This window comes from Phyllobacterium sp. (assembly GCF_037994405.1).
GTDB lineage: Bacteria > Pseudomonadota > Alphaproteobacteria > Rhizobiales > Rhizobiaceae > Phyllobacterium.
Genome location: NZ_JBBNAN010000471.1, coordinates 1 through 24263, shown reverse-complemented (window position 1 = coordinate 24263; position 24263 = coordinate 1). Strand labels below are relative to the sequence as shown.

The 24263-nt window shown below is 57.4% G+C and carries 29 protein-coding genes; 12 read left to right on the top strand and 17 right to left on the bottom strand.

Features of this window, described 5'->3' with window-relative positions; all coding sequences use genetic code 11:
- The 4 genes from AAAC48_RS26125 to AAAC48_RS26110 form a co-directional block, all read left to right on the top strand.
- Positions 1 to 398: hypothetical protein (locus AAAC48_RS26125; RefSeq protein WP_340656990.1), on the top strand; the 398-nt coding region annotated here is incomplete at its 5' end.
- 270 nt (positions 399 to 668) lie between these two features.
- Complete coding sequence (locus tag AAAC48_RS26120) at positions 669 to 1238, top strand: TetR/AcrR family transcriptional regulator (protein WP_340656989.1); 570 nt, start codon at positions 669 to 671, stop codon at positions 1236 to 1238.
- A 48-nt stretch (positions 1239 to 1286) separates the two neighbouring features.
- A complete protein-coding gene (locus tag AAAC48_RS26115) occupies positions 1287 to 2204 on the top strand; it encodes an oxidoreductase (RefSeq protein WP_340656988.1) in 918 nt (305 codons plus the stop codon).
- A gap of 59 nt (positions 2205 to 2263) precedes the next feature.
- Positions 2264 to 3112 (top strand): SDR family NAD(P)-dependent oxidoreductase, encoded by an 849-nt coding sequence (locus AAAC48_RS26110; RefSeq protein WP_340656986.1) that lies wholly within the window; start codon positions 2264 to 2266, stop codon positions 3110 to 3112.
- 366 nt (positions 3113 to 3478) lie between these two features.
- Here the strand turns inward: AAAC48_RS26110 and AAAC48_RS26105 are convergent, their stop codons facing one another.
- Genes AAAC48_RS26105 through AAAC48_RS26095 form a run of 3 tightly spaced genes read right to left on the bottom strand, consistent with a single transcriptional unit; the run spans position 3479 to position 5339 of the window.
- Positions 3479 to 3775 (bottom strand): hypothetical protein, encoded by a 297-nt coding sequence (locus AAAC48_RS26105; RefSeq protein WP_340656984.1) that lies wholly within the window; start codon positions 3773 to 3775, stop codon positions 3479 to 3481.
- Complete coding sequence (locus AAAC48_RS26100; RefSeq protein ID WP_340656983.1) at positions 3732 to 4511, bottom strand: alpha/beta hydrolase; 780 nt, start codon at positions 4509 to 4511, stop codon at positions 3732 to 3734. The genes AAAC48_RS26105 and AAAC48_RS26100 overlap by 44 nt, the downstream gene beginning before the upstream one ends.
- A gap of 60 nt (positions 4512 to 4571) precedes the next feature.
- Positions 4572 to 5339 (bottom strand): SDR family oxidoreductase, encoded by a 768-nt coding sequence (locus tag AAAC48_RS26095; protein WP_340656982.1) that lies wholly within the window; start codon positions 5337 to 5339, stop codon positions 4572 to 4574.
- 132 nt (positions 5340 to 5471) lie between these two features.
- Between AAAC48_RS26095 and AAAC48_RS26090 the strand changes: the two genes are divergently transcribed.
- Together AAAC48_RS26090 and AAAC48_RS26085 are read left to right on the top strand one after the other, a co-directional pair.
- On the top strand, positions 5472 to 6359 hold the full coding sequence (locus AAAC48_RS26090) for an AraC family transcriptional regulator (protein ID WP_113173659.1): 888 nt from the start codon (positions 5472 to 5474) through the stop codon (positions 6357 to 6359).
- A gap of 322 nt (positions 6360 to 6681) precedes the next feature.
- Positions 6682 to 7368 carry a hypothetical protein gene (locus AAAC48_RS26085; RefSeq protein ID WP_340656981.1) on the top strand — a complete coding sequence of 229 codons (687 nt, stop codon included), beginning with the start codon at positions 6682 to 6684 and terminating at the stop codon, positions 7366 to 7368.
- Positions 7369 to 7533: 165 nt separating this feature from the next.
- On the opposite strand, the gene AAAC48_RS26080 is transcribed toward AAAC48_RS26085, so the two are convergent.
- Positions 7534 to 8457, bottom strand: a complete 924-nt coding sequence (locus AAAC48_RS26080) for a LysR family transcriptional regulator (RefSeq protein ID WP_283073180.1) — start codon at positions 8455 to 8457, stop codon at positions 7534 to 7536.
- A gap of 178 nt (positions 8458 to 8635) precedes the next feature.
- Between AAAC48_RS26080 and AAAC48_RS26075 the strand changes: the two genes are divergently transcribed.
- Positions 8636 to 9454 (top strand): alpha/beta hydrolase, encoded by an 819-nt coding sequence (locus AAAC48_RS26075; RefSeq protein WP_283073181.1) that lies wholly within the window; start codon positions 8636 to 8638, stop codon positions 9452 to 9454.
- 239 nt (positions 9455 to 9693) lie between these two features.
- Here the strand turns inward: AAAC48_RS26075 and AAAC48_RS26070 are convergent, their stop codons facing one another.
- The 3 genes from AAAC48_RS26070 to aroQ form a co-directional block, all read right to left on the bottom strand.
- Positions 9694 to 9861, bottom strand: a complete 168-nt coding sequence (locus AAAC48_RS26070) for a hypothetical protein (RefSeq protein ID WP_340656980.1) — start codon at positions 9859 to 9861, stop codon at positions 9694 to 9696.
- Positions 9862 to 10196: 335 nt separating this feature from the next.
- Positions 10197 to 11231: a Gfo/Idh/MocA family oxidoreductase gene (locus AAAC48_RS26065; RefSeq protein WP_340656979.1), complete on the bottom strand. Its 1035-nt coding sequence runs from the start codon at positions 11229 to 11231 to the stop codon at positions 10197 to 10199.
- Between the two features lie 33 nt (positions 11232 to 11264).
- A complete protein-coding gene (aroQ, locus tag AAAC48_RS26060) occupies positions 11265 to 11714 on the bottom strand; it encodes a type II 3-dehydroquinate dehydratase (protein WP_340656978.1) in 450 nt (149 codons plus the stop codon).
- 66 nt (positions 11715 to 11780) lie between these two features.
- On the opposite strand from aroQ, the gene AAAC48_RS26055 reads away from it, so the two are divergent.
- Complete coding sequence (locus AAAC48_RS26055; protein ID WP_340656977.1) at positions 11781 to 12152, top strand: 5-carboxymethyl-2-hydroxymuconate isomerase; 372 nt, start codon at positions 11781 to 11783, stop codon at positions 12150 to 12152.
- 45 nt (positions 12153 to 12197) lie between these two features.
- Here the strand turns inward: AAAC48_RS26055 and AAAC48_RS26050 are convergent, their stop codons facing one another.
- The 7 genes from AAAC48_RS26050 to AAAC48_RS26020 all read right to left on the bottom strand — a co-directional run bounded on the left by AAAC48_RS26050 (position 12198) and on the right by AAAC48_RS26020 (position 17747).
- Positions 12198 to 13076, bottom strand: coding sequence for a shikimate dehydrogenase (locus AAAC48_RS26050; RefSeq protein ID WP_340656993.1), 879 nt, complete (start codon positions 13074 to 13076; stop codon positions 12198 to 12200).
- Between the two features lie 101 nt (positions 13077 to 13177).
- On the bottom strand, positions 13178 to 13900 hold the full coding sequence (locus AAAC48_RS26045) for an amino acid ABC transporter ATP-binding protein (protein ID WP_340656992.1): 723 nt from the start codon (positions 13898 to 13900) through the stop codon (positions 13178 to 13180).
- Positions 13901 to 13961: 61 nt separating this feature from the next.
- The gene (locus AAAC48_RS26040) at positions 13962 to 14777 is read right to left on the bottom strand and encodes a transporter substrate-binding domain-containing protein (protein ID WP_340656991.1); all 816 of its coding nucleotides are present in this window, start codon (positions 14775 to 14777) and stop codon (positions 13962 to 13964) included.
- Positions 14778 to 14851: 74 nt separating this feature from the next.
- Positions 14852 to 15505: an amino acid ABC transporter permease gene (locus tag AAAC48_RS26035; protein WP_340656976.1), complete on the bottom strand. Its 654-nt coding sequence runs from the start codon at positions 15503 to 15505 to the stop codon at positions 14852 to 14854.
- Between the two features lie 10 nt (positions 15506 to 15515).
- A complete protein-coding gene (locus AAAC48_RS26030) occupies positions 15516 to 16184 on the bottom strand; it encodes an amino acid ABC transporter permease (RefSeq protein ID WP_340656975.1) in 669 nt (222 codons plus the stop codon).
- Between the two features lie 53 nt (positions 16185 to 16237).
- Positions 16238 to 17074, bottom strand: a complete 837-nt coding sequence (locus AAAC48_RS26025; RefSeq protein WP_340656974.1) for a sugar phosphate isomerase/epimerase — start codon at positions 17072 to 17074, stop codon at positions 16238 to 16240.
- Positions 17075 to 17096: 22 nt separating this feature from the next.
- The gene (locus AAAC48_RS26020) at positions 17097 to 17747 is read right to left on the bottom strand and encodes a GntR family transcriptional regulator (RefSeq protein WP_245448989.1); all 651 of its coding nucleotides are present in this window, start codon (positions 17745 to 17747) and stop codon (positions 17097 to 17099) included.
- Between the two features lie 356 nt (positions 17748 to 18103).
- Between AAAC48_RS26020 and AAAC48_RS26015 the strand changes: the two genes are divergently transcribed.
- The 4 genes from AAAC48_RS26015 to AAAC48_RS26000 are packed head-to-tail and all read left to right on the top strand — an operon-like array spanning position 18104 to position 21335.
- The gene (locus AAAC48_RS26015) at positions 18104 to 18997 is read left to right on the top strand and encodes a dioxygenase (RefSeq protein WP_340656973.1); all 894 of its coding nucleotides are present in this window, start codon (positions 18104 to 18106) and stop codon (positions 18995 to 18997) included.
- 36 nt (positions 18998 to 19033) lie between these two features.
- A complete protein-coding gene (gene hpaH / locus AAAC48_RS26010; RefSeq protein WP_340656972.1) occupies positions 19034 to 19816 on the top strand; it encodes a 2-oxo-hept-4-ene-1,7-dioate hydratase in 783 nt (260 codons plus the stop codon).
- Positions 19817 to 19824: 8 nt separating this feature from the next.
- Positions 19825 to 20598, top strand: a complete 774-nt coding sequence (hpaI, locus tag AAAC48_RS26005) for a 4-hydroxy-2-oxoheptanedioate aldolase (RefSeq protein ID WP_340656971.1) — start codon at positions 19825 to 19827, stop codon at positions 20596 to 20598.
- Entirely contained in the window at positions 20595 to 21335 is a 741-nt protein-coding gene (locus AAAC48_RS26000; RefSeq protein ID WP_340656970.1) for a transporter substrate-binding domain-containing protein, read from the top strand. The genes hpaI and AAAC48_RS26000 overlap by 4 nt, the downstream gene beginning before the upstream one ends.
- Positions 21336 to 22030: 695 nt before the next feature.
- Here the strand turns inward: AAAC48_RS26000 and AAAC48_RS25995 are convergent.
- The 3 genes from AAAC48_RS25995 to AAAC48_RS25985 all read right to left on the bottom strand — a co-directional run.
- On the bottom strand, positions 22031 to 22807 hold the full coding sequence (locus AAAC48_RS25995; protein WP_340656969.1) for an ABC transporter permease: 777 nt from the start codon (positions 22805 to 22807) through the stop codon (positions 22031 to 22033).
- Entirely contained in the window at positions 22791 to 23621 is an 831-nt protein-coding gene (locus AAAC48_RS25990) for an ABC transporter ATP-binding protein (RefSeq protein WP_340656968.1), read from the bottom strand. The genes AAAC48_RS25995 and AAAC48_RS25990 overlap by 17 nt, the downstream gene beginning before the upstream one ends.
- Before the next feature lie 10 nt (positions 23622 to 23631).
- A partial coding sequence (locus AAAC48_RS25985) for an ABC transporter substrate-binding protein (protein WP_340656967.1) occupies positions 23632 to 24263 on the bottom strand: 632 nt, incomplete at its 5' end.

Below are 24263 nucleotides of genomic sequence, written 5' to 3'. Positions count from 1 at the left end.
ATCTCGAACAGGCTGGATGGGAAGTACTCACTAAGGTGTTGACCACGGCAGGCGGCCAGGAGCTTGAGGATTTCCGAAAGCGGCATGGCGTAGGCGCGGATGGGGCGCTCGACTGGAAGACGTTCGTTGAAATGAAGGCCACCGGTCGCGGTCCCGCGCCCAGCATCGAAATGAGCACGACCGAATTCGAGAGGGCGAAGAAAGAAGGCATGGGTTTCATGCTAGCTTTGGTGTCTGGCCTTGAAACCGGGGAGAAGCTGGAGGTTAGGCTGATCTTCGATCCTGCCAACCGCGTCTCCTGCAAGCCGACCCACGGGATGCGCTTTTATGCGCTTGATGAGGCTCCAGCGGCGGTGGTGAGCTTCGACGAAGGAGGGACAGAGGTAGGCAGTCCCTAACCGGGTCAGCGATGGGGCCGTAGGGAGCCGGTCAGCTTGCTTTCTCCGACTGGAGTTTAGTGACATTCGTCCACCAGGATGCTCGGGGAATTCCGGCCCAAAGCCTCCGTTTATGGGAAGTGCTTATTTGCGTCGCGGGGACGCGCATCGCAAGGCGGATCACGCGGCGCAAACTGGACTTAAATTTGGTGATTGCAGTCCTTGACCAATCTCATCTCATCCAATATATATAAATGAGTAATAACTCACTCACTTTCAGCTAGCGGAAATATGGCGCGTCCCCTCAGTGAAGAAAAGCGACAGGCACTGCTCAATGCAGCGGCGGACTTCGTCGCCAGCCTGGGCACTGGCGCGTCCACGGCTAAGATCGCAAAGGCTGCTGGCGTTTCTGAGGGAACCCTCTTCACTTACTTTCCGACTAAGGACGATCTGCTCAACCGACTTTTTCTCGAGATCGAAACCGACCTCACAGAGACGATGCTGGCGCCATATCCCGCGGACGCCTCCCCCAAAGACCGACTATTCGCGGTCTGGAACCGTCTGATCGACTGGGGACTGGCTCACGCCACGGCGCGCAAGGCCCTTCGCCAGTTGAAGGTGTCGGATCGCGTGACAGCGGAAAGCCGGTGCCGGTGCCACGCCATGCAGCGGGATGCTCGGGCGATGGTGGAGGAGTGTCTCGCTGGCCATGCCGCGCCTGACAGAATAGCCTTTTACATTGATACCATTCTCTTCGACTTGGCCGACATCAGCATCAACGCGATCACCGCCAAACCCGAGGAAAGTGATGCCATCCGACAAGCCGGGTTCGACCTGTTCTGGAACGGGTCTGCAGCCTAAGTTTTAACTGATAAATGAGTATGTAGTCACTCATTGTAAGGAATGAAAATGTCGATTAGCAAGGGTTTCACCGAAGCCGAAGTTCCGGATCAGTCCGGCAAGACCTTCATCGTTACGGGCGCCAATGCCGGCGTCGGTTTCGAGATCGCGCGCGTCCTCGCCACCCGACGCGCACGTGTCCTGCTAGGCTGCCGCGATCAGGCAAAAGGGGAAGACGCGATCGCCCGGATCCGAAAGATCACGCCCGCCAGCGAACTAGCATGGCTGCCGCTCGATCTCAGCGATCTTGAATCCGTGCGAGCGGCAGTCGAAATCGCTGGAAAAGAGCCGCGCCTCGATGGGCTGATCAACAATGCGGGCGTGATGAACCCCCCGCTTATGCGGACGAAGCAGGGGTTCGAACTGCAATTCGGCGTCAACCATCTCGGTGTCTTCGCGCTTACCAGTCTGCTGTTGCCCAAGCTCGCCGAGACGCCGGGCGCGCGCGTGGTCGTGACCTCGAGCGTCGCGCATCTGAAGGCCAAGATCGAATGGGATGATCTGAACGCCGACAAGAGCTACCAAAAGAATGATCGCTACGGCGCCAGTAAGCTGGCGAACGCGCTGTTCTTCTTCGAACTCGATCGTCGGCTGCGCGCGGCGAAGTCACCCGTCACGGCGATCGGCGTCCACCCTGGCATCGCCGCAACGAGCCTTGGTCGTCACATGGGGCTTGCCCAGCTCGCAGGCCCGATCGTCGGTCTGGTGCTCAACAGCGCTGACAAGGGCGCGTGGCCGGCGCTTCTGGCTGCGACCGGCAACGCGGCACCTGGGGGGTATTACGGTCCCACCGGCTTTGGCGGAATCCGCGGTGTAGCCGGCAAAGCAAGGCGCGCGCCGCATGCCGAAGATCCAACACTTGCGAAGCGGCTGTGGGAGGTCTCGGTGGCGATGACAGGGATCGATCCCGGTCTCCCGGCCGCCTGATTTCACTCATTGGGCGGTATTGCGCCGCACCTACCTCTTCAAATGGAAACGGTGATCATATGTCGGAAAAAGTCTGGTTCATCACGGGTGCCTCACGCGGATTTGGCCGCATCTGGGCTGAAGACGCTCTCAAGCGGGGTGACAAGGTCGTCGCAACCGCGCGATCTCTGGCCGCTATCGCGCCCCTTGCCGATGAGTTCGGCGACGCCGTCCTGCCTTTGGCGCTAGACGTGACCAACCGCGATCAGGTTGCCGATGTCGTCGCGAGGGCGCACGCGCATTTCGGCCGTCTGGATATTGTCCTGAACAATGCCGGCTATGCGCTCGTCGGCGCGATTGAGGAAGCGAGCGAGGCCGAGGTTCGCGCCGAGTTCGATACCAACGTTTTCGGTCCTCTCACCGTTATCCAAGCAGCCCTTCCATTTCTGCGCGCGCAGCATAGCGGCCATATCATCGGCGTCTCGAGCGTCGCGGGGGTCTATGCCGGCGCGATCACCGGCTTCTATCACGCCTCCAAGTGGGCGTTCGAAGCACTCCACGAGAGCCTTTCGAAGGAAGTCGCACAGTTCGGCATCAAGGTCACGCTCCTGGAGCCCGGCCCGTACGCGACAGGCTTTTCGAGCCAGTCGTCGCTGAAGCTTGCCATGGGCATCGACGCCTATGCCGAGACGCGAGCGCAAGTGTTCGCCGCCGGCGCAAGCACGGAATTCGGCGATCCTGCTGCAACCTCGGCGTCCCTGTTCAAGGTCGTGGATTCGGCGGAGCCTCCGCTGCGCATCTTCCTTGGCACCGAAGGGCTGCCGGTGGCGCGCGCGGCCTATGCCGAGCGTCTCGCCGTTTGGGAAGCCTGGGAGGATGCTTCGAATGCAGCCCAAGGCAAGCCCAAGAAACAAGCCCTCGACCTTTGATGGGATGGAGCATGAGACTGGAGCGTCTCCGCCCCAGTCTCATGCTCGCGAACTGCGAACTGGCTGCTTGTGGCCGAGAGATTCTATCAGAAACGGATCGGCGATGGGCTGAGCGGGTGCGTCCCGCCTTTCCCGAATCCACCCGTCACGGACATACCTGCGATCTAAATGAACCGGCAGCTTTCAGGAACACGCCAAGGCCTCCTGATCGACTGGAATGACGGCGCATTGCAGCCTTGCTGTTCGTTCCAAAACGGCCGATCTGCTTCGGGGCCGTGAAGAGACCAGCAGGTTTCGGAGCGGGAAGGTCAAATAGCAGCCCTTCCTGCAGGCGGCCTGGCCATGGCCGTTGCCGACCCGGAGCCGTCATAAGGTCTTTGGTGGTGGTCTTACCACGGCATCGATGAACGGTGCGTTCTGGGCTAGGTATTCCTCGATGCCGCTCTCGTTTGTCGACTCCAACTCTAGCTTCAGGCTTTGATATCCGCGCCGCAATTCGTCATCCTTCGCGGCCATCCGGGCCGGCGTTTTTCCGAGTGCCTCGGCGATCTCCCCGTTGGCCTTGCCGGCAGCGATCAGGCTCGGAATATCGGCTCGCGCGGCGTCAGGGGATCCAATGTCATGATTGCCCGGCAGCTTCCAGAATGAGCTTGGTGATCTCATTTGGATGCGAAATGAGCGACAGATGGCTGGATTTGAGTTCGATGGCTTTAGCGCCCATGCGTCTGGCCATGAAACGCTGCAGGTCTGGATTTATCGTCCCATCTTGCGTCGAAACGGCGTAGTAGCTTGGCTTGGAGCGCCAAGCAGCGTTTGAGGTTTTGCCGGTGAGCAACGCCTTTTGGAATGGTTGTTGAACGGCATAGAGAACCCTCGCCCTGGCCTCGGGAAGGTCCCCCCCGAAATCGCGCAGGAACGCTTCCTCCGTCAGCCGTCCTTCGTCGCCGTCGAAGACAATGCCCGCGGTTGCGGGTGGTGTCGGGTAGGTTTTTGCCAAAGCTGCATAGTCCTCACCTGCATCCGGTGCTCGGGCAGCGACATAAACCAGTGAAGATACGTTCGGATGTACGCCTGCTTCGGTAAGGATCATCCCCGAAAAGGAGTGGCCGACAAAGACAGTCGGACCGTCCTGCCGGTCGAGGATGCGCCGGGCGGCCGCCACGGCATCGGGCAGCGTGGTGAGCGGGTTCTGGACCGCCGTGCAGTTTAGGCCCTTCGTTTGCAGCCGGGCGATAGCCTCGGTCCAGCATGATCCGTCGGCGAAAAGTCCATGCACGAGAACGACATTGCGCGCCTTTGGAGGCGTGTGTGTGGCGGCCAGGCCGGCATGCGTCGCAACAAATGACGTGGCAGCACCGACGAGCAAAGTTTTCGAAAATGTGCGTCTGTTCATCATCATGATGAATCTCCATCGTTATCGAAGCGGTAGAATTATTTGAACCCGGTCCGAAGCGGCATCTCAGATTGACATGCCGCCAGAGACCTCGATGCGTTGGGCATTGACCCAGCGGTTGTCCTCAGAGAGCAGCGAGGCAATCATCGGACCGATATCGTCGGGCAGGCCGGCGCGGCCCAGCGCCGTCATTTCGGCGACACGCTGGTTCAGATCCGGATTGTCGCGCACCATACCGCCGCTAAAGTCGGTCTGGATGGCGCCAGGCGCGACGACATTGACGGCGATGCGACGCGGTCCCAGCTCCTTTGCCATGTACCGGGTCAACACCTCGACCGCTCCCTTCATCGCACCGTAAGCAGCACTGCCAGGAACGATGATGCGAGTCAGGCCGCTCGACAGGTTGACGATCCGGCCGCCGTCATTGATCAGCGGCAAGAGCTTCTGCGTCAAGAATAAAACGCCTTTGAAGTGCACATTGTAAAGCATGTCCAGTTCATCTTCCGTCGTCGCCTCGATGCTGTTGTGGTGCGAGGTTCCGGCATTGTTGACGAGGTAGTCGAAGCGCTCGGCGCCCAGATCGGCAAGCGCCTGCTTTACGGCGTCGACGAAAGGGTCGAAACCGTGGGCGTCGCCGGTGTCGAGCTTGAGGGCAATGGCTTTGGCGCCGGCTTCAGCAACCAGGGCCACGACCTTTTCGGCTTCCGCCCTGCTGGAATTGTAGGTGAGGATCGAGTCGACACCACGTCTGGCGAGGTTGAGCACGGTGTTGCAGCCCAGCCCGCGGCTGCCGCCGGTGACGATTGCGATTTTGCGTTCGGAATTCTGTGTCATCGCCGTTCTCCTTTGTTGATGACGGTGAACATAAGAGGGCGAAGCACGGGCGAACATGCCGGAACCGGCTTCTTTCTTGCCTGATCCTGCCTCCGGCGTTAGTTTGTAATTCCAGATTTGCGGGGAATCCGATTGAGCACTCTTTCGATGTTGCGTGATGCTGTCGTCGCCGCGTTTGCGGCTCATGGAAACAAGAGCCCCTATTTCACCGCGATCGACGGGCTGGCCTTGCTCCGATCCTTCTCCGAGCGGCATCCGAACCACCTGATCCACCGGCCGGCGCTCTGCATCGTGGTGCAGGGCGCGAAATGGACGACGTTCGGCGAACGGAGGCTCCATTATCGCACCAGCCAGGCCATGGTCGTCAGCGTCGAGATGCCGGGTGCAAGCCAGGTGGTGCACGGCGCGCCGGATGCGCCCTATCTCAGCGCCGTCATCGAACTCGACCAGGCAATCCTACGCGAAGTCTATGAAAGCATGGAGGCACCGCCCACTCCGGCCTCCGACGAGCATGCCGCCTTCGTTATGGAGCTCAACGAGGCGATCCTCGGCTGCGCCGCGCGCGCCGTCAGCCTGCTTGGCGAGCCGCAGGCAATCCCGCTGCTCTATCCCGGCGTCAAGCGCGAACTCTGCTACCGCCTGCTGGCCGGGCCACATGGCGCTGTCTTCGCCCGCATGGTCGTCGGCGCGGAGCGAAACCGGCGTCTGGTCGAAGCGATCCACGCATTGCGGGGCAATTTCGACAAGCAGGTGCGCGTCGATGATCTTGCCGCACTCGCCGGCCTGAGCCCGACAGCCTTCCATCGTCAGTTCAAGGCAATGACCGCGATGACACCGGTGCAGTTTCAAAAGCAAATCCGCCTGATGGAGGCGCGCCGGCTGATGCTGTCGCGCGAAATGTCGGCGGAAACGGTCGCCTTTGAGGTGGGCTATGCCAGCCCGTCACAGTTCAGCCGGGAATATGCCCGGCTGTTCGGGGCTCCGCCACGCCGAGACATCGGAAAGCTTCTGTCGGCCTGACTGTTTCAGCGCGCACGCTGAAACTGCGCATGACCGCTCTGAAGGCGCGAAGCAGACCGATTTCCCTTCTGCGGTCGTGTTTTCCCGTGGTTTATGCAGCACCGACCGCGGGCTAGGAGCCGGTAGGCTTGATCGATATGGAGAACTACGCCTTGACCGCTCCAAGCGTACTTGGCATATAGGGCTCGGCCCTACACGCGGGCCGGTGTGCCCGCCACGCAAAGCTATGTCAGCGTTCCAACTCTGAAACCGTCACTCCGTGCCTTGAGGCATGGTCTGACCATTAGCGGGCACATGGTCGGATCATTCCAGGATATGGACAATGACCGAAACAAACGATCTTCACAGACTTAAAACTCTGGCCAAGCGATACGCGCGTGCCAATAGGATCCCGCAACATCAAGCTCTCGACCTGATTGCGGGGAAACTAGGTTTCCCCAACTGGGTCAAGCTGATCTCCGCCAGCAAGAATGGCTGGGAAATCGATACCGAGAAAATGATGGACGTCGAAGCCTTCTCTAGGGGCTCCCTTTCTGCGTCAACTTTCCTGAAGGGTGATCCTGAAGCGATGAAGCGTCGCTTCGCATATCTTGAGCAGGCCGAACACGGCACGATTGGGGATCATGCATATCGGCTTCAAGAAGTTTTGGGGGGCGTCATCATAGCAGGCGAAGGATGGAGCATCAGGGTTCCGGAGAACCCAAGCGCGATCCCGGTGGTCGAGACATATACTGACCCGGAGGCGGACTGCCCGGTTCTTGAACCAAAGTTCCTGCAGAGAGCTCTCAGGCTAGCCGGAGATCGAGCTGGTCAGGTACGTGCAGAAATCTCTAACGATTGGCCCCGCCGATCCACAAAACCTGACCTTCGTGGTGTGGTACGGCACCCGCTGGGCCGCGGGGAGTCCGACGTGTGGTTCTGCCTGCATTGCGATGGGAGGGCGTGTTGGTCGATACCGCGCGCACTGTTTGCAAACAATTACCTCCTGCCCACAAAACTGCTGTCATAGCCCTTGAATTGTGTCGACCTCTGATAGTGGTGAAGCCTGCCGTCCACTTTTGCCTCGCGCTCCTTGATCGGAAAAGTCGAGATGGGTCGATACCCGAAATTCGAGAATGCTGAACAAAATTCGGGAGCACGCCAACAAGCAGAAATCGCATGAGCTTGATCTCTACTATGGAACTTCAGCATAGCGGATGATGCTCTGATTTTGTACGTTGGCGACTAATTCATCAGAACGAGACAAAAATCGGCGGAGCAAAGGTGAGGAATTTGAATCGTTGTATCCTAAGGTGAGATCAATTGTCGGAGGCACACCCTCAAGTGCTCTAGCAACGACATTTGGCGTCAGCATATTTTGCGCATAAAGCGGAATAAGCGTTATTCCACCTGTAGACACGACGAGCGACATTGCTGATGGTAGGCCGTCACCTTCGTACTCTGCCTTGAGTGTGATCCCAACTTTCGACGCGTAATCTTGGATCACGGATTGCAATACGGGAGAAATTCTAGCCGAACTGACGTAAGTTTCGCGGGCAAGGTCCTGCGGCCGGATCTTTTTGCGCGACGTCAAGCGATGGTCCGCCGGCAGTACGGCGATCAGTGGCTCCTTGGCTAAAAACTTGAAGGACACACCAACACTCTGCGTCTCGGGGCGAAGGAAAGCGACGTCCAGCTTGCCTCGCATCAGTGCCAGAGCAAGGTCCGGGGAAGACTGACTGGACAGTATGATTTCAACCTCCGGCGCTTCCTCACGAATAATGCGCAATGCATGGGGTAGCCACACGACCTCTTGTCCTGCGAGAAAACCGATAACGAACGACTGCTTTTCCGGCCGTTCTGCCCGCCGGGCCCCCTCCGCAGCCGCCTCGACTTGCAATAACGCCAGCCGCGCGTGATCAAGAAACACTTTACCGGCGGCGGTAAGCGTCACGCCGCGCGGCTGCCGTTCCAGCAGTTTTACACCGATTTCGGTTTCCAGATCGCGAATTTGCCTGCTGAGTGAGGGCTGGGAAGTGTGTAGCCGCCGCTCGGCTGCGGTCAGTAAGCTTCCCTCCTCCGCAACAGCAACAAAATAGCGCAAATGCCTCAGTTCCATCGGGTCCTCGCTATACATTTAAGGCATAGCTCGAACGTACAAGGTATTTGTCTTTGATAAAGAGGGGATTTAATTAACGTCGCAATTTTGGGATATGATCGAACACGCCTCACCGGAGGTATTTCGCAATCAACTGTGTCCAAAAAGGAATGTTTAACAGGGCAGATGGAGCGACTCGATGCCTACAATCACTACCACGGACGGCGTAAACATCTTCTACAAGGACTGGGGCTCAGGCCAGCCGATCGTTTTCAGCCACGGCTGGCCGCTGTCGGCGGACGACTGGGACGCCCAGATGACCTTCTTCCTTCGCCACGGCTACCGGGTGATCGCCCACGACCGGCGCGGCCACGGCCGGTCCGACCAGCCCGGCACCGGCAACGACATGGACCACTGGGTTGCCGACCTCGCGGCCCTGACCGAGCACCTCAACCTGCGCGACGCGATCCACATCGGCCACTCCACAGGTGGCGGTGAGGTGGCTCGCTATGTCGCCCGCCACCCGGAGCGCGTCGCGAAGGCGGTACTGGTCGCTTCCCTGACGCCGAACATGTACCGGAGCGAGGAAAACCCGTCCGGTCAGCCGCCGGAGTGGTTCGAAGCGATCCGCGCGGGCGTGCTGGGCAACCGGTCGCAGTTCTTCCGGTTCGTCCCTGAGAACCCGTTCTACGGTTACAACCTCGACGGGGCCGAGCCTTCGGAGGCGATCATTGCGAACTGGTGGCGCCAGGGCATGGCCGGTGGTGCCCTGGCTCACTACGCGACTGTCGACTCTTGGCTGGAAGATTATACCGAAGACCTCAAGAAGATCACCGTGCCGGTGCTGGTGATGCATGGCGAGGCCGATCAAGTCGTCCCCTTTGCAAGTTCCGTGCCGCGTGCGGTCGACCTGCTCAAGAACGGGTCGCTGAAGACCTATCCGGGCTACCCCCATGGCATGCTGACCACACATGCAGATGTCCTCAACCCCGACCTGCTCTCGTTCATCAGGTCTTGACGACATCGACCGGACCGCGGCCTTCATCCAACGTCGGCCGGTCGATCTGTCACCCGGCAGTGCCGGGTGACACCTGTTGGTGCTGGTACGTGGAGCGTTCCCGGAGGGTGCTTCCGACAGTGGCAATTTGCTTGGTGCGTAGTGAAAGATGCAACTTGTCGCGCTTAAATTTTTCGTTGCGGTGGCCGATTACTCCACCGGCCGAAATGGCTCGGCGTCTCGGCTTCGACATCTAGGAATTAAGAGTGGGGGGTGTCCGTCGATTTAATGTCGGAAGTACCACCAGCTTCCGAAGTGCTCATTATAGGCTCGTTTTTCGGCTTCCGGCCTTTAGGTAACTTCAGGCTGGCGTTGCTGTCGTCTTTGAGTTTTATGGCGCTCAGCTCGATGGCAGCTTTCAGGAACACGCCAAGGCCTCCTGATCGACTGGAATGACGGCGCATTGCAGCCGTCGTCATTTGGTCACGTTCATTCGGAAGGAGAGGGGATCTTTAGCTGGTCTGGCAGTCCGCTCTCTGGATTGTAGACATTGGTGCTACAATGGAAATCGGTGAAAATTAGCCTATTTATCGGCATTTTCAAAGGAACCTTTGTTGCCTCAGCTCAAACTGTACAACGGTAATGAACCTGCCTAGCAGCATATCACGGAGAGCATAAGTTCTTTGGGACGGTTTAATACGGAGGTCTTTAGACGAGTGCCGATGCAACGTAGCTTCCGGTATCAAGCGTTTGATTGCAGGGTTCACAATTTAATGAGTTCGCCCGATCGTGCCGCGTGTTTTACTGCCGAAATCACCCTGAGCGTGTTCAATCCCTCCCTGCCACTCACCAACGGCGGTTCCTCGCCCCGAATGACTTTGCAGAACTGCTGGATTTGCAGAGCAAGGGGATCGGCTTCATCGAATACGATACGGCTTTTATCCAATGGTACCCACCAGCTGCGCTTGTCCGCATTTTTCCAGAGGGCCAACGTGGGGATTGTGATCGATCCGTGGGTGCCACCGATAACGTAGCAAGATTCATCGACTTTTGGATATACGGGATTTTCTCCTGTCGTCATCTCCCAGCTCCAGGGCGCGACAACTGAATCCGAGACGGAGAGTGTCGCCAGCAAGCCGCTTTCGAACTCGAGCAGAATGACGGACGTCTCCTCGACAGCATTGCCACGCACGGCATTCGACTCGCGTGCCTGCACCGAAACAACCTCACCGAACAGGTACCGGAGATTGTCGACGTCGTGGATCAGGTTGAGAAATACAGGACCTGCGCCTTTCTGCCGCCGCCATCCAATGTCGAAGTAATCATCGGGCTTGAACAGCCAGAACATGGCGTTGACCACAAGGACGCGCCCGAGTTGTCCCGATTCGATGATTTCCTTGGCCTTTTTCATCAAGGGATTGTGCCGCCGATGGTGACCTACCAGAAGCGGCACATTGGCGGCTTCCGCGGCCTCAACCAGCCGTTCAGCGGACGCGAGATCATCGGCGATCGGTTTCTCGATCAATGCCGGGACTCCCGCCGCGACGCTTTCCAGGCCATTTTGAACATGTATCTGGTTCGGCGTCGCCACGATTATTCCGTCTGGGCGATCGACCTTCATGAGCTCGGCAAAGCTCGACACCCACCGGACGCCGTGCTCGGCGGCCAGCTCCTTGGCAGCCGGCGTGGGATCGACGACGGCAATCAGTTCGGCTTCTGGCTCACGGAACACGTGCCCGATGTGGCGCTTGCCGATTAGTCCGGCACCAAGTACCGCCAGTTTTACCTTGTTCGCCATCGTGGTTTTCTCTCTTCCGAACACGAAGCCAGCTTAGGCTTTTACCTGATTGATCAAATGCGCCATTCGCTGGATTGCGAATTGGTAGCCTTGCGTGCCAAAGCCTGCGATCACGCCGGAAGCGACACTCGAGATGTAGGAATGGTGGCGGAACGCTTCCCGCTTGTGGACATTCGAGATGTGGACTTCGATAATTGGATTGTCGAAGGTGTTCAATGCATCGAGGATCGCAACGGAGGTGTGGGTAAACGCGGCCGGATTGATCACGATGCCTGCCGCGTCCTCCCGCGCCTCATGTATCCAATCGATAATCTGGAACTCGGCATTGCTTTGCAGGAACCGAATGGCGAGGCTATGCTCGGTCGCAACGCGGGTGCAATCGCGCTCCACATCTGCCAGTGTTTCATGGCCGTAGATCGCTGGCTGTCTTTTTCCAAGAAGATTGAGGTTGGGGCCGTTAAGCACGTAGACGAGTTTGCTCATGGTCGTTTCCTGTTGTTGAATGGGAATGTGAGGGAAGCCGCGCTTCCAGGAGAAAAGGGAGTGGAGATGCCGCACATCACCATCGAATACAGCCAAGGAGCAAACGCGCGCGTGGATATCAGTCGGCTCGCGCAAGGAGTGCATGTTGCAGCTCGCACCAGCGGCATCTTTCCGGCGAATGCCGTCAGAACGTTTGCGCGTGAAGCGACAATATCGTTCGTTTCCGACGAGCATCCCGAGAACGTCTTCGTCCAGATCGTTGCACGGGTCGCGCCCGGTCGGCCTGCGGAACTTTTGAAGCGAATTGCAGATCTGCTGTTCGCAGCCGCAGCTGCGGAAGCGGCCGAAGCACTTGAAGCTGGCCGGTTTGCATTGCGTGTGGACCTGACGGAGTCGGATCCCGCGCTATCGGCATACCGGAACACGCTGCCCACATAACCCCCCAGCAACCGCCGGCGGATGTCAGCCAGGTCCCTTTTCGCGTCAAACATTGTGCTGTCGCGCATCTTCTGATGCGATGATCTCTGCAAAATGCCACCTCATTCGTTCGGCATCGGGTTCTATCCCTGAAAACAACCTGAGAGCGCCGATGGCCTGGAAGACAGTCATGCCGCCACCGTCGAGCGTACGGCAACCGCGTTCGCGGGCCAGTTTCAGAAGTGGGGTCACAAGTGGCATATAGACGATGTCGGCCACCCAATGTCTCGCATCCAGGGCGTGCGGTTCAACGGGCAGGCCCGGGTGGCTGCGCATTCCTGTTGGTGTCGCATGGATGAGCCCATCGGCATCCTTCATGGCGGATGCGACGTCGGAAATTGCATGTGCCCGCACAGATCCAAAACGATCATTCAACTGCGCGGCAAGTTCCTCGGCGCGATGCGTGTCTCGATCGGAAATGGCAAGGCGTTCGATGCCGAGTTTCAACGCCGCGTGGGCAACGGCAACACCTGCGCCGCCCGCACCCAGCAGAACTGCATGGCGCTTGGCAATATCTGGCAGGCCACGCGTAAAATTCTCATAGAAACCGGACCAGTCAGTGTTGTGACCAAAGCGCTTGCCGTCGCGCAAGACAATGGTGTTGACAGCACCGAGAGCCGCGGCATCCTCGGATAATTCGTGCAGATGAGGGACTACGAGCTGTTTGCAGGGGTGGGTGATGTTCACGCCGGCAAAGCCGCGTCGCTCCACTTCGAGTAATAGGTTTTCCAGATGGTCGGGCGATAGGCCGCGCAGGGTGAGGTCGATCAGTTCGTAATGGTAATCGAGCCCGTGCAAACCTGCTTCCCGCTCATGCAGGGCAGGGGATTTGGACATCTGGATATCCGCGCCGATCAGTCCCACCAGGATTTTCGGGCGGAGCATGGGCATTTCAGAATGCTGAGACATCATGATTCCAATAGTTGTCAAACCAGGCCGAAACGCTGACGTGACCGGGGTTGTTGAGTTTTGCGAAGCCAGAACCTCTAGTGGTGAGCCAATATTTCTCCCAAAAAGGCGCGCGTTCTGGCATGCGCCGGATTGCGGAAGAATTCTTCGGGCTCGCCTTCCTCGATGATCTCGCCGGAGGCCATAAAGATCACGCGATCGGCCACCTGGCGTGCAAAGCCCATTTCGTGCGTGACGCAGATCATCGTCATGCCGTCGCGAGCAAGGCCAATCATCGTGTCGAGGACTTCCTTGACCATTTCAGGATCAAGAGCGCTGGTCGGTTCATCGAAGAGCATCGCCTTCGGCTCCATGCACAGCGCCCGCGCAATGGCGACGCGCTGCTGCTGTCCGCCGCTGAGCTGCGCCGGATATTTGTCAGCCTGATCAAGGATGCGGACCCGTTCGAGATATTTCCTGGCGCTGAATTCGGCTTCCGCTTTTTTCGTGCCGCGCACCCGCATGGGTGCCAGTGCGCAATTTTCCAACACCGTCATGTGTGGAAACAGGTTGAAGCTCTGAAAGACCATGCCCACTTCACGGCGCACGGCATCGATTGTCCTGGAGCTGTCGTCGAGCGCCGTTCCGTCAACAACGATGCGCCCCTTCTCAAAAGGTTCGAGGTGGTTGATACAGCGGATCAGCGTGGATTTTCCCGACCCGGACGGTCCGCAAAGGACGATCTTCTCGCCTCTGCGAACCGTCAGGTTGATGGATTTCAACGCGTGAAATGTCCCGTACCATTTTTCGACGCCTTCCATGGCGATCAATGGTGTATCGATGTTCGGCGTCTGTGGCACGGTTTCGACCTCGTCTAAAAGCTTACTTCACTGTGAAGGGAATGTTCGGGATGGATTCAGGGAACGCCGGCGGCTTCATGCCCATCCACTTTTCATAGACCTTGGCGTGTTCGCCATTTGACATGATCGTGTCGAGGAACTTGTTGACGGTCTCGTTCCAGTCTTTCTCGCCCAACCTTGTTCCGACGCCGTTGAACGTGGTGAGGAAATCGATCTTGCGCTCGTAAGTGTCGGCTTTCGCCTCATCGAGACGCTGCATGTAGAACTGATTGCCGCCAACAGCCTGGACCTGACCGGACAGCATTGCCTGGATTGCAGCAGCATCATCATCGAACCGGCGCACCGTGGCGGTCGTGGTCACCGCATCGGTGACTGCCTTGTCTTGCGAACTGGAACGCGGCACGCCGATTTCCAATCCAGCGAGGTCGGCGACGGCCGCGATCTTCTTGTCTTTCGGTCCATAGAGGGAGATGGTGTTGGCCGCATAGGGCTTGCTGTACTGGATCGACTTGGCGCGTTCCTCTGTCATAGCCATCGTCGCGAAGAGTATGTCGACCTTGCCGCTGACGAGAGCTGGGATGCGGTTTGCCACGGCGAGCGGAACAAATTCGACCTCGACGCCAAGATCCTTACCAAACAGCTTGGCGATGTCGGCATCATAGCCGTCCTGCACCCCGCTGGAGTTGACGAAGCCCCATGGACGATTGTCGCCCTGGATGCCGACGACGATCTTGCCGCGCGCCTTGACTTCATCAACGGTTGCGGCCTGAGCCAGCGTTGCGCCGAGGAAGGGCAGTGCGAAAAGTGCCATGGCACCTGCGAGAACGTTGCGGCGCATGAACTGCCGTAGAGATATGCTGATCATAATGGTTCCTCCTTGTATAAATTCCCGGGTTTATTTTCGTTTGGACGCTAACGCGCGGCGGCAGCTGCCAACCGATTTTCCAGCCGTGCCCCATAGAGCGACAACGGCCAGCAAATGACGAAGTAGATGGCCCCGACGATGCCGAAGACGAGCAGTGGTTTATAAGTCTGGTTCGAGACGATCTGCCCGGCACGGGCAAGTTCGATGAAGCCGACGATGGCGGCGAGAGATGTGCCCTTGATCAGCTGGACAAGAAAGCCGACGGTCGCAGGCAGCGATAGACGCAGGGCTTGCGGCAGAATGATATCTTTCATACGCGAGACATAGTGCAGCCCCAGCGCATTGGCGGCTTCGCTTTGACCTTTTGGCACGGCTTGAATGGCACCGCGCCAGATTTCTCCAAGGTAAGCGCTCGCATGCAGCGTTAATGCAATCGTCACTGCGACCCAGGCGTCCACTTCCATGCCGATCAGCGTAATCCCGTAATAAACGACGAAAAGCTGCATCAGCAGGGGCGTTCCCTGGAATACGGAGATGTATCCAGCTGTGATACGCCGGAGGGATGTCCAGGCCGAAGTGCGTGCCAGGGCGACAAGCAATCCAAAAACACCGCCGCCGACAAAGCCGATCGCCGAGAGCAGGATGGTCCATTTCAGACCTTGGAGCAGGAAGAGGATTTCGTTGGGGCCGATGATGCTCATGATTTTCCCCTCAACGAACCGGGTAGCTGAAGTAGTGGCGGTTGATCAGGGCAAACATGCTCATCATCATCCACGAGATAATGAGGTACATGATGGTGATCGTGAAATAGACCTCGAAGCTGCGGAACGTGTCCGACTCGATGATCTGGGCGACAGACGTCAGCTCATAGGCGGCGATCGATGTACACACCGAAGACGTCAGGGTCAGCATGATGAACTGGCTGGTGAGCGATGGATAAATCGAGCGCAAGGCGGGCTTCAACACAATGAGACGGAATACCTGCGCCTTGTGAAGACCAAGGGCAAGACCAGCTTCAATCTGGCCTTTTTGAATATTATCGACCCCGCCGCGAATGATCTCGATAGCATAGGCACCGCCGTTAACTGCAAGCGCGATGATTGCGGTGACCGTTGGATTGAAGCGCAGCCCAAGCATGGGCAAAGCGAAGAAAATAAAGAATATCTGGACGAGGAAAGGTGTGTTGCGGACGATTTCGACAAAGCCAATGACCAGACCTCGCAGAACGCGAAAACGCGACTTGCGTGCTGCCACACCCAATACGCCGATGATCAATGCGAGAGTCATGCCGGCAAGGGCGAGACCTAGCGTCGCCAAAGCCCCGAGCAAAAGATCGGGCATCTTGTCAAAGACGACGCTGAAATCCAGCTTGTAATCCATTCCCGTTGCCTCTCTCCCAAATAACCAATGCGGAGTCTGTTGCTCCCTGCGATTCAGTGCGCTCGCACAGTCTTCCCGGCTAAATCAAGCAGCTGTCTGCTCGCAGCAAACAGGTGACAGATGTGATCTTGCGGATCGACCGGCGGACCGATCGGAACCTCCACCGATACGGCTGCATCTTCCGGAACCGCGCGTAGGATCGCAGTCAGTGGCAGCACACCTTCGCCGGGTGCAAGCCGTCCTGACCTGGCCTCGGCAATCATTTCTTCGGGCGAATGCGGGGCCATTTGACCGGCATCGCAAAGCTGAACACTCCTTATCCGCGACCTGGGGGCAGCACTGAGCGCGGATGGCTCACCGCCGTTGCGACAGAAGTGCAAGGCATCGACCAGCGCGCCGCCATTTGGCTTTCCGGCTTGTTCGACAACGGCAAGAGCATCGGAAAAAGTAGCAACCGTTCTCCAGCCCATGTTTTCAAGATCGACACCCATGTCGAATCTGGCCGCGAGATCGCAGAGTTCGGCAAAATTGGAGACGAGCCGGGAGCGATCAGGATCATCACCGCAAACGCTGAGGCTTTTGGCTCCAATCGCATTCGCCGCTTCAAGGATCGGGGCAATTGAGTCCGGAACAAAATCGGCGGAAAGGGTCACAAATTCGATGTCGTAGACCTGCATGCCTTCACCGTTCAGGCGTTGCTGCAGATCACGAGACGCTGCGCTTCCGGCAGGGACTTCGTAAAAGGGTGCACCCGGAAAAGCCGGGTAAAGTCTGAGACCGACGGCCGAAAACCCGGCTTTCGCAGCCAGTGCTGCGAATTCTTGCGGTGGTACCTGTATGGCCGAAAAATGGGCCAATCCCAAAGGCCGACATGCGTGGGTGGAATTCATTACTCGCCTCCGCACCGGCTTTTCAGCCGATGCCCTTTTCGGACAAATGTTTTTGAAGATTGGTCCCGGTACGGTGGATATGCTCTCGCAGTCGATTGCAGGCGTAGTCCATGTCGCGTGCGATCGCGCCTTGCGCTATTTCGCTGTGCTCGGTGTTGACGTTACGATCGCCCGAAGTCGCCCGCAGAAACGTGCGGCGATAGCGGTCATTGAGGTTCAAGAGAATGCTGCAGAAGCTCAGGAGCTGTGGTTTGCCGCAACCGGAAATCAGTGTGAGATGAAATTCACGGTGAATATCTTCCCATTGTTGCAGGGTTTCCGGTCGGGCAGCATCGCGCTCGGTGCGATTGAGGCGATGAAGGATACGCATGACGTTGCCTTCCCATTCCACCGTGCCGACCGTCATGGCTTCGCGAAGCGCATAGGTTTCCATCTCCTCGCGAAGGCTGGTGACTTCTGCCAGATTGGCGAGGGAAAGCGGAGCGACGCGGTAACCGCGATTGTCCTCGAACTCGACCAGACCGTCTGAGATTAACCTTGCCAAAGCTTCACGCAAAGGACTGAGACTGACCTGAAAGCGCTTACGTGCATTGTCGAGATTGATTTTGCTGCCGGCCTCCAACTGGCCCGAAACGATTGCTTCGCGAAGCCGCGATACCAGCTGGCTTGCGATCGTGTTCTTCCCGTCATCGACGAATGAGTTTCCCTCATCCGCCTCCCGGAGGGCAGTTGCCGCACCGGCGAGGTGCGTGTCTGTCCGATCGCTTTGCAATTGCTCCTCCCAGAGACCAAGCATCTTTTCAACTATCGATGATCAATAGAATAAACGATTATTTATGTCAATGGGCGTGGACTGCCTTTAACCAATCTGCATGCCATCCATTCTAGTATGAACAAAAAGCTATGATAAATCAGAGTGTTATACTGTTGATTAGATATTAGTGCCCTTCAGGTAATGCTAAATTATCATAAATTGTGTTGACAAATAATCGATAATTTCCGACACAGACAGGAAGCAGGGAGGCGAAAATGGCGATTGAGAGACAGGAAGACGTCACGGATGCTGTGCTGGAGGTCATGCAACAGACGCGCGATCCGCGGCTTCGGGAGATCATGACGTCGCTTGTTACCCATGTCCATGCCTTCGTTAGGGAGGTCCGTCTCACCGAACCGGAGTTTCGCGAGACGACGGCGATTTTGAATGAAATTGGAAAGTTGCAGACCGACAGTCACAACGAGATGGTGCTAATGGCAGGGTCCCTCGGTGTGTCATCATTGGTCTGCCTCCTCAACAACGGCGACAGCGGGCAGACCGAGACTTCTCAATCATTGCTGGGTCCTTTCTGGCGACTGAATTCTCCTCATGTCGACAACGGCGGGACAATCGTTCGCTCCGACACGCCGGGTCTGCCGCTTTTTGTTCATGCGCGAGTGCAGGACAGGGAAGGGCACCCGATTGCGGGAGCGGAGGTCGATGTCTGGCACGCGTCTCCGGTGGGTCTCTACGAAAATCAGGATCCCGACCAGGCGGAAATGAACTTGCGCGGAAAGTTCACCACGGATGAAGATGGACGTTTCTGGTTTCGCACCGTCAAGATGGTCGGATATCCCATTCCGACCGACGGCGTTGTCGGGCGCCTGTTGCAAGCGCAAGATCGCCATCCTTACCGGCCAGCGCATCTTCACGCCCTCATTTTCAAAGAGGGATTCAAGACGCTGATTTCCCAGGTGTTCGATCCTCACGATCCCCATATCGATACGGATGTCCAGTTCGGCGTCACGCGGGCCCTGACAGGAGACTTCGTGCAGCATGACGAGGACCATCCGACCGAGGCGGATATCAGCGCCCCCTGGTATAGCCTTGAATACGCCTACGTGATGGAGCCGGGTGAAGCCGTCCTTCCAAAACCCCCAATCAAGTAAATCTGCGGCGTTCGTTCGTGCCGAGTGGAGGAAAACATGCTGACTGATGCAGAGCGCCAGCGCGCCGCCAACGACCTTATGCGTGCCGAACAAGAGCGCAAGCCAATCCCGCAATTGAGCCGGACATTTCCGAATATTGAGATCGAGGATGCCTATCGGATTCAGGATCTTTGGGCCGACCTGCGGATTGCCAAGGGTGCCCGTGTAGTCGGTCACAAGATCGGCTTGACGTCACGGGCCATGCAGTTGGCTTCAAAAATGACCGAGCCGGACTATGGCCGCATTCTCGATGACGCGCTGTACAATGATGGAGCTCAGATCGACGCCAATTCCTTCCTCAAGCCGCGACTTGAGGTCGAACTGGCCTTCATCATGGGCGAGGACCTCGAGGGGCCGGGAACACGGATTTATGACGTGATGCGTGCCACCGAATTTGTCGTTCCGGCGCTTGAAATCATCGAGTACCGGACGGACGTTCCGCGCACCATAACGGATACGATTGCCGATAATGCTGCCTTTGGCGCTATCGTGGTTGGCGGACGGACGATCCGGCCGATGGATGTCGACGTGCGCTGGATCGGTGCCACGCTGTCGAAGAACGGGACGATTGAGGAGTCGGGTGTCTCCGCTGCGATCATGGGCCATCCGGCCGCCGGAATCGCGTGGCTGGTCAACAAGCTTCACCGCGTCGGTGCCAAACTTCAAAAGGGACAGATTGTCCTCGGCGGCTCTTTTACACGTCCGGTAGACATCGCAGCAGGTGATGTCATTCATGCAGATTACGGTTCCCTTGGCGCAATCGGCGTCTCGTTCAAATAGGTGATGCCATGAAGCTTCCAGAAAATCGCTTCAAGCGTGCCATTGCCGAACGGCGCCAACAGATTGGTTTGTGGTGCAGTTTGCCGGGGAGCTACATTGCCGAAGCCGTGGCTGCTTCCGGGTTTGACTGGCTGCTTTTCGATACGGAACATTCACCCGGCGATGTTCTGAGCGTACTGCCGCAGTTGCAGGCGGTTGCGCCCTACAATGTGTCACCGATCATTCGTCCTGCCAGCAATGATACGGTTCTGATCAAGCGCTTTCTCGACATCGGTGCTCAGACGCTGTTGATTCCTTACGTGCAAAACCGGGAAGAAGCGCAAAGTGCCGTTGCGGCGATGCGCTATCCGCCTGACGGTGTACGCGGCGTGTCAGGTCTGACGAGGGCAACGCGGTTTGGCCGTGTCGGTGGTTACGCCAAACGTGCCCATGAAGAGCTTTGCCTTCTGGTTCAGGTGGAAACGGGCGAGGCGCTAGAGTCGTTGGAAAAAATTGCGACTGTCGATGGCGTCGATGGCATCTTTATCGGGCCTGCTGATCTGGCCGCGAGCCTCGGGTTCGCCGGAGAACCGGACCATCCAGTGGTGATCTCTGCCGTCGAGGATGCCGTCGAACGCATTGAAAAGGCTGGAAAGCCGTCAGGTATCCTGACGCCCAACACTGCCTTTGCGCATCGATGCATTTCGCTTGGCACCACATTTACTGCCGTGGGAATTGATGCCGGAATTCTGGCGCGCGGAACAGAGAGCCTTGCCCGCCAATTCCAGGAGCAGGGTTCATGATCACGCCAACGGTCACCGCGGTTTTCGGCGATCTTGCTCCAACGGGAACGCTGCGCGCCGCGATCAATCTTGCCAACGCCGCTCTGGTCCAGCGTGACCCGGCAACCGGCACGCTGACCGGGGTCAGCGTGGACCTTGCAACTGAGCTTGCAAATCGACTGGGTTGTCAGGTGAGCTTTGTAACTTACACCGCAGCCGGCCAGGTCTTCGATGCCCTGGATAAGAACGAGTGGGACATTGCCTTCCTGGCAGTAGATCCTCAACGCGCGACAAAACTCGCCTTCTCGCCGCCCTACGTCATGATTGAGGGCACGTATGTCGTCGTCGCAACCTCTCCTTTCCATACAGTCGAAGATCTCGACAAGGAAGGAAACCGCATCTCGGTGACCGTGAATGCGGCCTACGATCTGTTTTTGACACGCAATCTCAAACACGCCCAAATACTTCGGGCAGCTACGCCAGCTGCCGCGCTCGAGCAGTTCCTGAGTGGTGGCTGCGAGGCGGCGGCGGGCGTCCGGCAAGTGCTTGAGCACTCTTCCGGATCGGATCCAAAGCTTCGCATTTTGCCCGACCACTTCACGGTCATCCAGCAGGCCCTGGCGGTGCGTAGCGGTCTGCAAGCGGGTTCTACTTATTTGCGGAGCTTTATCGAGGAAATGAAAGAGACAGGCTTTGTTCGCGAGGCGCTCGACAGGAGCGGGCAGACCGATGTTGCAGTTGCGCCAGGAGAACCCTGATCAGCACTGTTGCAGAAACGGATCGCACGAATTCTTCAATAGGATCAAACGCTTGATCTCGTCGATGCAGCGATTGTCGACAATTTGGCACCAATCAAAATCCGCCCTATCGGCATTTTCAAACGAACGTTTATCCCCATCGGTCGTCGCCACTTTTGAGCGCTAAACCGCCCCTGGTGTTCTCGATATGTGCTTCAAAAGTTGTCTAATTGCGATGGGGACGTCAACTATCTTATGCGTTTCGACGGCACTGCCGGTGCATGGTTGTCTACGCGGTCGACATTTGCCGCCGCACGATGGGGCTTCGCGGGAGGAGCCTTCCAATGTTGCATACGCACGCTACTTAATCAGCGTGCAACTTTCCAAGCGGAATGACTCTGCCCACGTCCCGGCAGGGACGTCTCAAGCGCGTGAACGCATCGACGGCGCAAGCAGCATGCGCATTTTCCAATGCACTCAGTCGTTCGCGGGCAAGTGGAGTCGCAGGTTCAGATCCCATCAAGGCGCTCATTGGAAATCACTCATCCCGATATGCTTTAAAGAGCGATTGTAGAATTCCAGGAACCAATCGGATTTGGTGGAAAATCCGCTATTATCGGCATTTTCAAAGGAACGGTTGTTGACTGAATATAAATTTGTACAGGTGGCCGCATCGTGTGGCGGCCACCTGTTAAAGCTTGGAAGTTTGATTCCAACTAAGCCGCCCGTTCCTCCGAGGCATTGGGCCGCCATTTGATGAGGCGATTTTCTACCACATCCAGTATTCGGTCGATCACGAGAACGAACACTGCCAGGATGATGATACCGGCGAAGACGCCGACTGCATCGAAATTGCCTTCTGCCTGGGCGATCAGGTAGCCAAGGCCCGCCGACGCGCCAAGATATTCGCCGATAATCGCACCGACCACTGCAAAGCCGACAGAGGTGCGCAAAGAAGAAAGAATCCAGCTTGCCGCTGCAGGGAAATAGACGTGGCGTAGAAGCTCGGACCGCTTGGCGCCAAGAATACGGGCGTTTGCCAGCACCACCGGGTTGACTTCACGCACACCCTGCATCGCGTTGAAGAATGTAATGAAGAAAACGAGTGTCACAGCGAGCGCAACTTTCGACCACAGGCCAAGACCGAGCCAAAGCACGAAGATCGGAGCAAGCACGACGCGCGGGATAGCGTTCAAGCCCTTGATAAAGGGGTCAAGAATGCGAGCGGCACTACGGCTAAGACCAAGCCAGACACCAGCCGCGACACCCAGACTCGTGCCGATAACATAGCCCAGAACGGTTTCCGTCAGCGTGATCGTCACATGACGATAGAAATTGGGATCAAGGACCCAACTGATGATCTGGTTGAAGATGTCCATAGGCGCAGGGAAAAAGAAAACATCGATGACGCCAATGGAAACCCCGAGCTGCCATCCGCCAAGGATGACAACAAGCAAACCCAGTTGCACAAATCGTTCAGTCGCGACGTTCATAACTTTTCTCCACTTCGCCGCGCAGCGACGCCCAGATATTGCGGTATAGATCCATGAAGCGAGGATCCAGTTTGATTTCGGCGACGTCGCGGGGACGCTCAAGATCGACAGGGAAGCTGTTGATAACCCGGCTGCGTGGTCCGGCAGCCAACACAGCCACCCGGTCGCCGAGGGCAATCGCTTCCTCCAGATCATGCGTAATCATGACCACGGCCCTGCGTTCCTCCTGCCACAAGCGCAAAAGCTCGTTCTGCATCAGATGGCGAGTATGGATATCGAGGGCCGAAAACGGTTCATCCATCAAAATGACCTTTGGACCGCTGATCAATGCCTGGGCCATCTGAACACGCTTTCGCTGACCGCCGGAAAGCTGATGGGGGTATCGCTGTTCGAATCCCTTGAGACCCACTTTGGCGAGCCACGCCATCGATCGTTCGCGACGTTTCAATGCGCTTACCCCCCGAATCAACAGGCCGAGTTCAACATTCTCGATAGCCGTTTTCCATGGCAACAGCGCATCCTGTTGGAATAGGTAGCCGATATCATTCTGAATACCGGAGACGCGATTGTCATCGATCGAGACGCTGCCGCTAGTCGGTTTGAGCAGCCCAGCAATTGCGTTCAGTATCGTACTCTTGCCGCATCCCGTCGGCCCGACGATGGCCAGGAATTCTCCGTCCGCCACCGTCAGATTGACGTCCTCAACCGCAACAAAAGTTCCGAAGGACATTGTCACGGAGTTGATGGCAACCATCGCCTTCTTTTGTTGCGGGGCGGTTTCCTCCACCACCGGTTTTACCACTGCCAGGGCCATGGCCTCCTCCTCAGTTCGTGCTTTTGCGCGGCGCTTTGTCGACGAACGCGTTGGTGTATGTTTTCTTCAGATCGATTTCCGTTGCGGCAACCTTGTCGTTGAAACTCCTCAGAACAGCGAGCGGGGTTTGAACCTCGGCTTCGTTGAAGCGCCCATCCACGGAGAAGATCGGCTTGGCATTTGCGACAGCCTTCACGTAAGTCTCGCGGTCACCGGAAATGAAGGCTTCGGGTAGTTTTTGAACAATCTCCTCAGGTGAGCTGCTGTTCATCCATTCCAGCGCCTCAACTGTCGCGTTGACTACCTTCTGGATCGTTTCCGGATGCTCATCAATATAGGCTTGCGTGGCATAGAGAACGGAGGTCGGATAGATGCCGCCGTAAATCTCCTTTGCGCCTTCATCGCTGCGCGCATCAATCAGGATTTTGCCAACGCCCTTGGCCTCGATGAATGTGGCGGCGGGATCATAGTTGACAAGCAGGTCAACCTTCCCCTGCTCGAGGGCAGCAACCGCCGCCGAACCGGAGCCGACGCCGATTAGCGAAACATCGTCCGCAGAAAGCTTGTGGCGCTGCAAATAATAGCGAACAAAGAAATCCGATGAGGAGCCCGGGGCAGTAATGCCGATTTTCGCGCCCTTGA

What these genes read in the sequence shown, in the direction of transcription:
- AAAC48_RS26120 (WP_340656989.1), top strand. Translation starts at nt 669, where the DNA reads ATGGCGCGTCCCCTCAGTGAAGAAAAGCGACAGGCACTGCTCAATGCA.
- AAAC48_RS26115 (WP_340656988.1), top strand. Translation starts at nt 1,287, where the DNA reads ATGTCGATTAGCAAGGGTTTCACCGAAGCCGAAGTTCCGGATCAGTCC.
- AAAC48_RS26110 (WP_340656986.1), top strand. Translation starts at nt 2,264, where the DNA reads ATGTCGGAAAAAGTCTGGTTCATCACGGGTGCCTCACGCGGATTTGGC.
- AAAC48_RS26105 (WP_340656984.1), bottom strand. Translation starts at nt 3,775, where the DNA reads ATGAGATCACCAAGCTCATTCTGGAAGCTGCCGGGCAATCATGACATT.
- AAAC48_RS26100 (WP_340656983.1), bottom strand. Translation starts at nt 4,511, where the DNA reads ATGATGATGAACAGACGCACATTTTCGAAAACTTTGCTCGTCGGTGCT.
- AAAC48_RS26095 (WP_340656982.1), bottom strand. Translation starts at nt 5,339, where the DNA reads ATGACACAGAATTCCGAACGCAAAATCGCAATCGTCACCGGCGGCAGC.
- AAAC48_RS26085 (WP_340656981.1), top strand. Translation starts at nt 6,682, where the DNA reads ATGACCGAAACAAACGATCTTCACAGACTTAAAACTCTGGCCAAGCGA.
- AAAC48_RS26080 (WP_283073180.1), bottom strand. Translation starts at nt 8,457, where the DNA reads ATGGAACTGAGGCATTTGCGCTATTTTGTTGCTGTTGCGGAGGAGGGA.
- AAAC48_RS26075 (WP_283073181.1), top strand. Translation starts at nt 8,636, where the DNA reads ATGCCTACAATCACTACCACGGACGGCGTAAACATCTTCTACAAGGAC.
- AAAC48_RS26065 (WP_340656979.1), bottom strand. Translation starts at nt 11,231, where the DNA reads ATGGCGAACAAGGTAAAACTGGCGGTACTTGGTGCCGGACTAATCGGC.
- aroQ (WP_340656978.1), bottom strand. Translation starts at nt 11,714, where the DNA reads ATGAGCAAACTCGTCTACGTGCTTAACGGCCCCAACCTCAATCTTCTT.
- AAAC48_RS26055 (WP_340656977.1), top strand. Translation starts at nt 11,781, where the DNA reads ATGCCGCACATCACCATCGAATACAGCCAAGGAGCAAACGCGCGCGTG.
- AAAC48_RS26050 (WP_340656993.1), bottom strand. Translation starts at nt 13,076, where the DNA reads ATGCTCCGCCCGAAAATCCTGGTGGGACTGATCGGCGCGGATATCCAG.
- AAAC48_RS26045 (WP_340656992.1), bottom strand. Translation starts at nt 13,900, where the DNA reads ATGGAAGGCGTCGAAAAATGGTACGGGACATTTCACGCGTTGAAATCC.
- AAAC48_RS26040 (WP_340656991.1), bottom strand. Translation starts at nt 14,777, where the DNA reads ATGCGCCGCAACGTTCTCGCAGGTGCCATGGCACTTTTCGCACTGCCC.
- AAAC48_RS26035 (WP_340656976.1), bottom strand. Translation starts at nt 15,505, where the DNA reads ATGAGCATCATCGGCCCCAACGAAATCCTCTTCCTGCTCCAAGGTCTG.
- AAAC48_RS26030 (WP_340656975.1), bottom strand. Translation starts at nt 16,184, where the DNA reads ATGGATTACAAGCTGGATTTCAGCGTCGTCTTTGACAAGATGCCCGAT.
- AAAC48_RS26025 (WP_340656974.1), bottom strand. Translation starts at nt 17,074, where the DNA reads ATGAATTCCACCCACGCATGTCGGCCTTTGGGATTGGCCCATTTTTCG.
- AAAC48_RS26015 (WP_340656973.1), top strand. Translation starts at nt 18,104, where the DNA reads ATGGCGATTGAGAGACAGGAAGACGTCACGGATGCTGTGCTGGAGGTC.
- hpaH (WP_340656972.1), top strand. Translation starts at nt 19,034, where the DNA reads ATGCTGACTGATGCAGAGCGCCAGCGCGCCGCCAACGACCTTATGCGT.
- hpaI (WP_340656971.1), top strand. Translation starts at nt 19,825, where the DNA reads ATGAAGCTTCCAGAAAATCGCTTCAAGCGTGCCATTGCCGAACGGCGC.
- AAAC48_RS26000 (WP_340656970.1), top strand. Translation starts at nt 20,595, where the DNA reads ATGATCACGCCAACGGTCACCGCGGTTTTCGGCGATCTTGCTCCAACG.
- AAAC48_RS25995 (WP_340656969.1), bottom strand. Translation starts at nt 22,807, where the DNA reads ATGAACGTCGCGACTGAACGATTTGTGCAACTGGGTTTGCTTGTTGTC.
- AAAC48_RS25990 (WP_340656968.1), bottom strand. Translation starts at nt 23,621, where the DNA reads ATGGCCCTGGCAGTGGTAAAACCGGTGGTGGAGGAAACCGCCCCGCAA.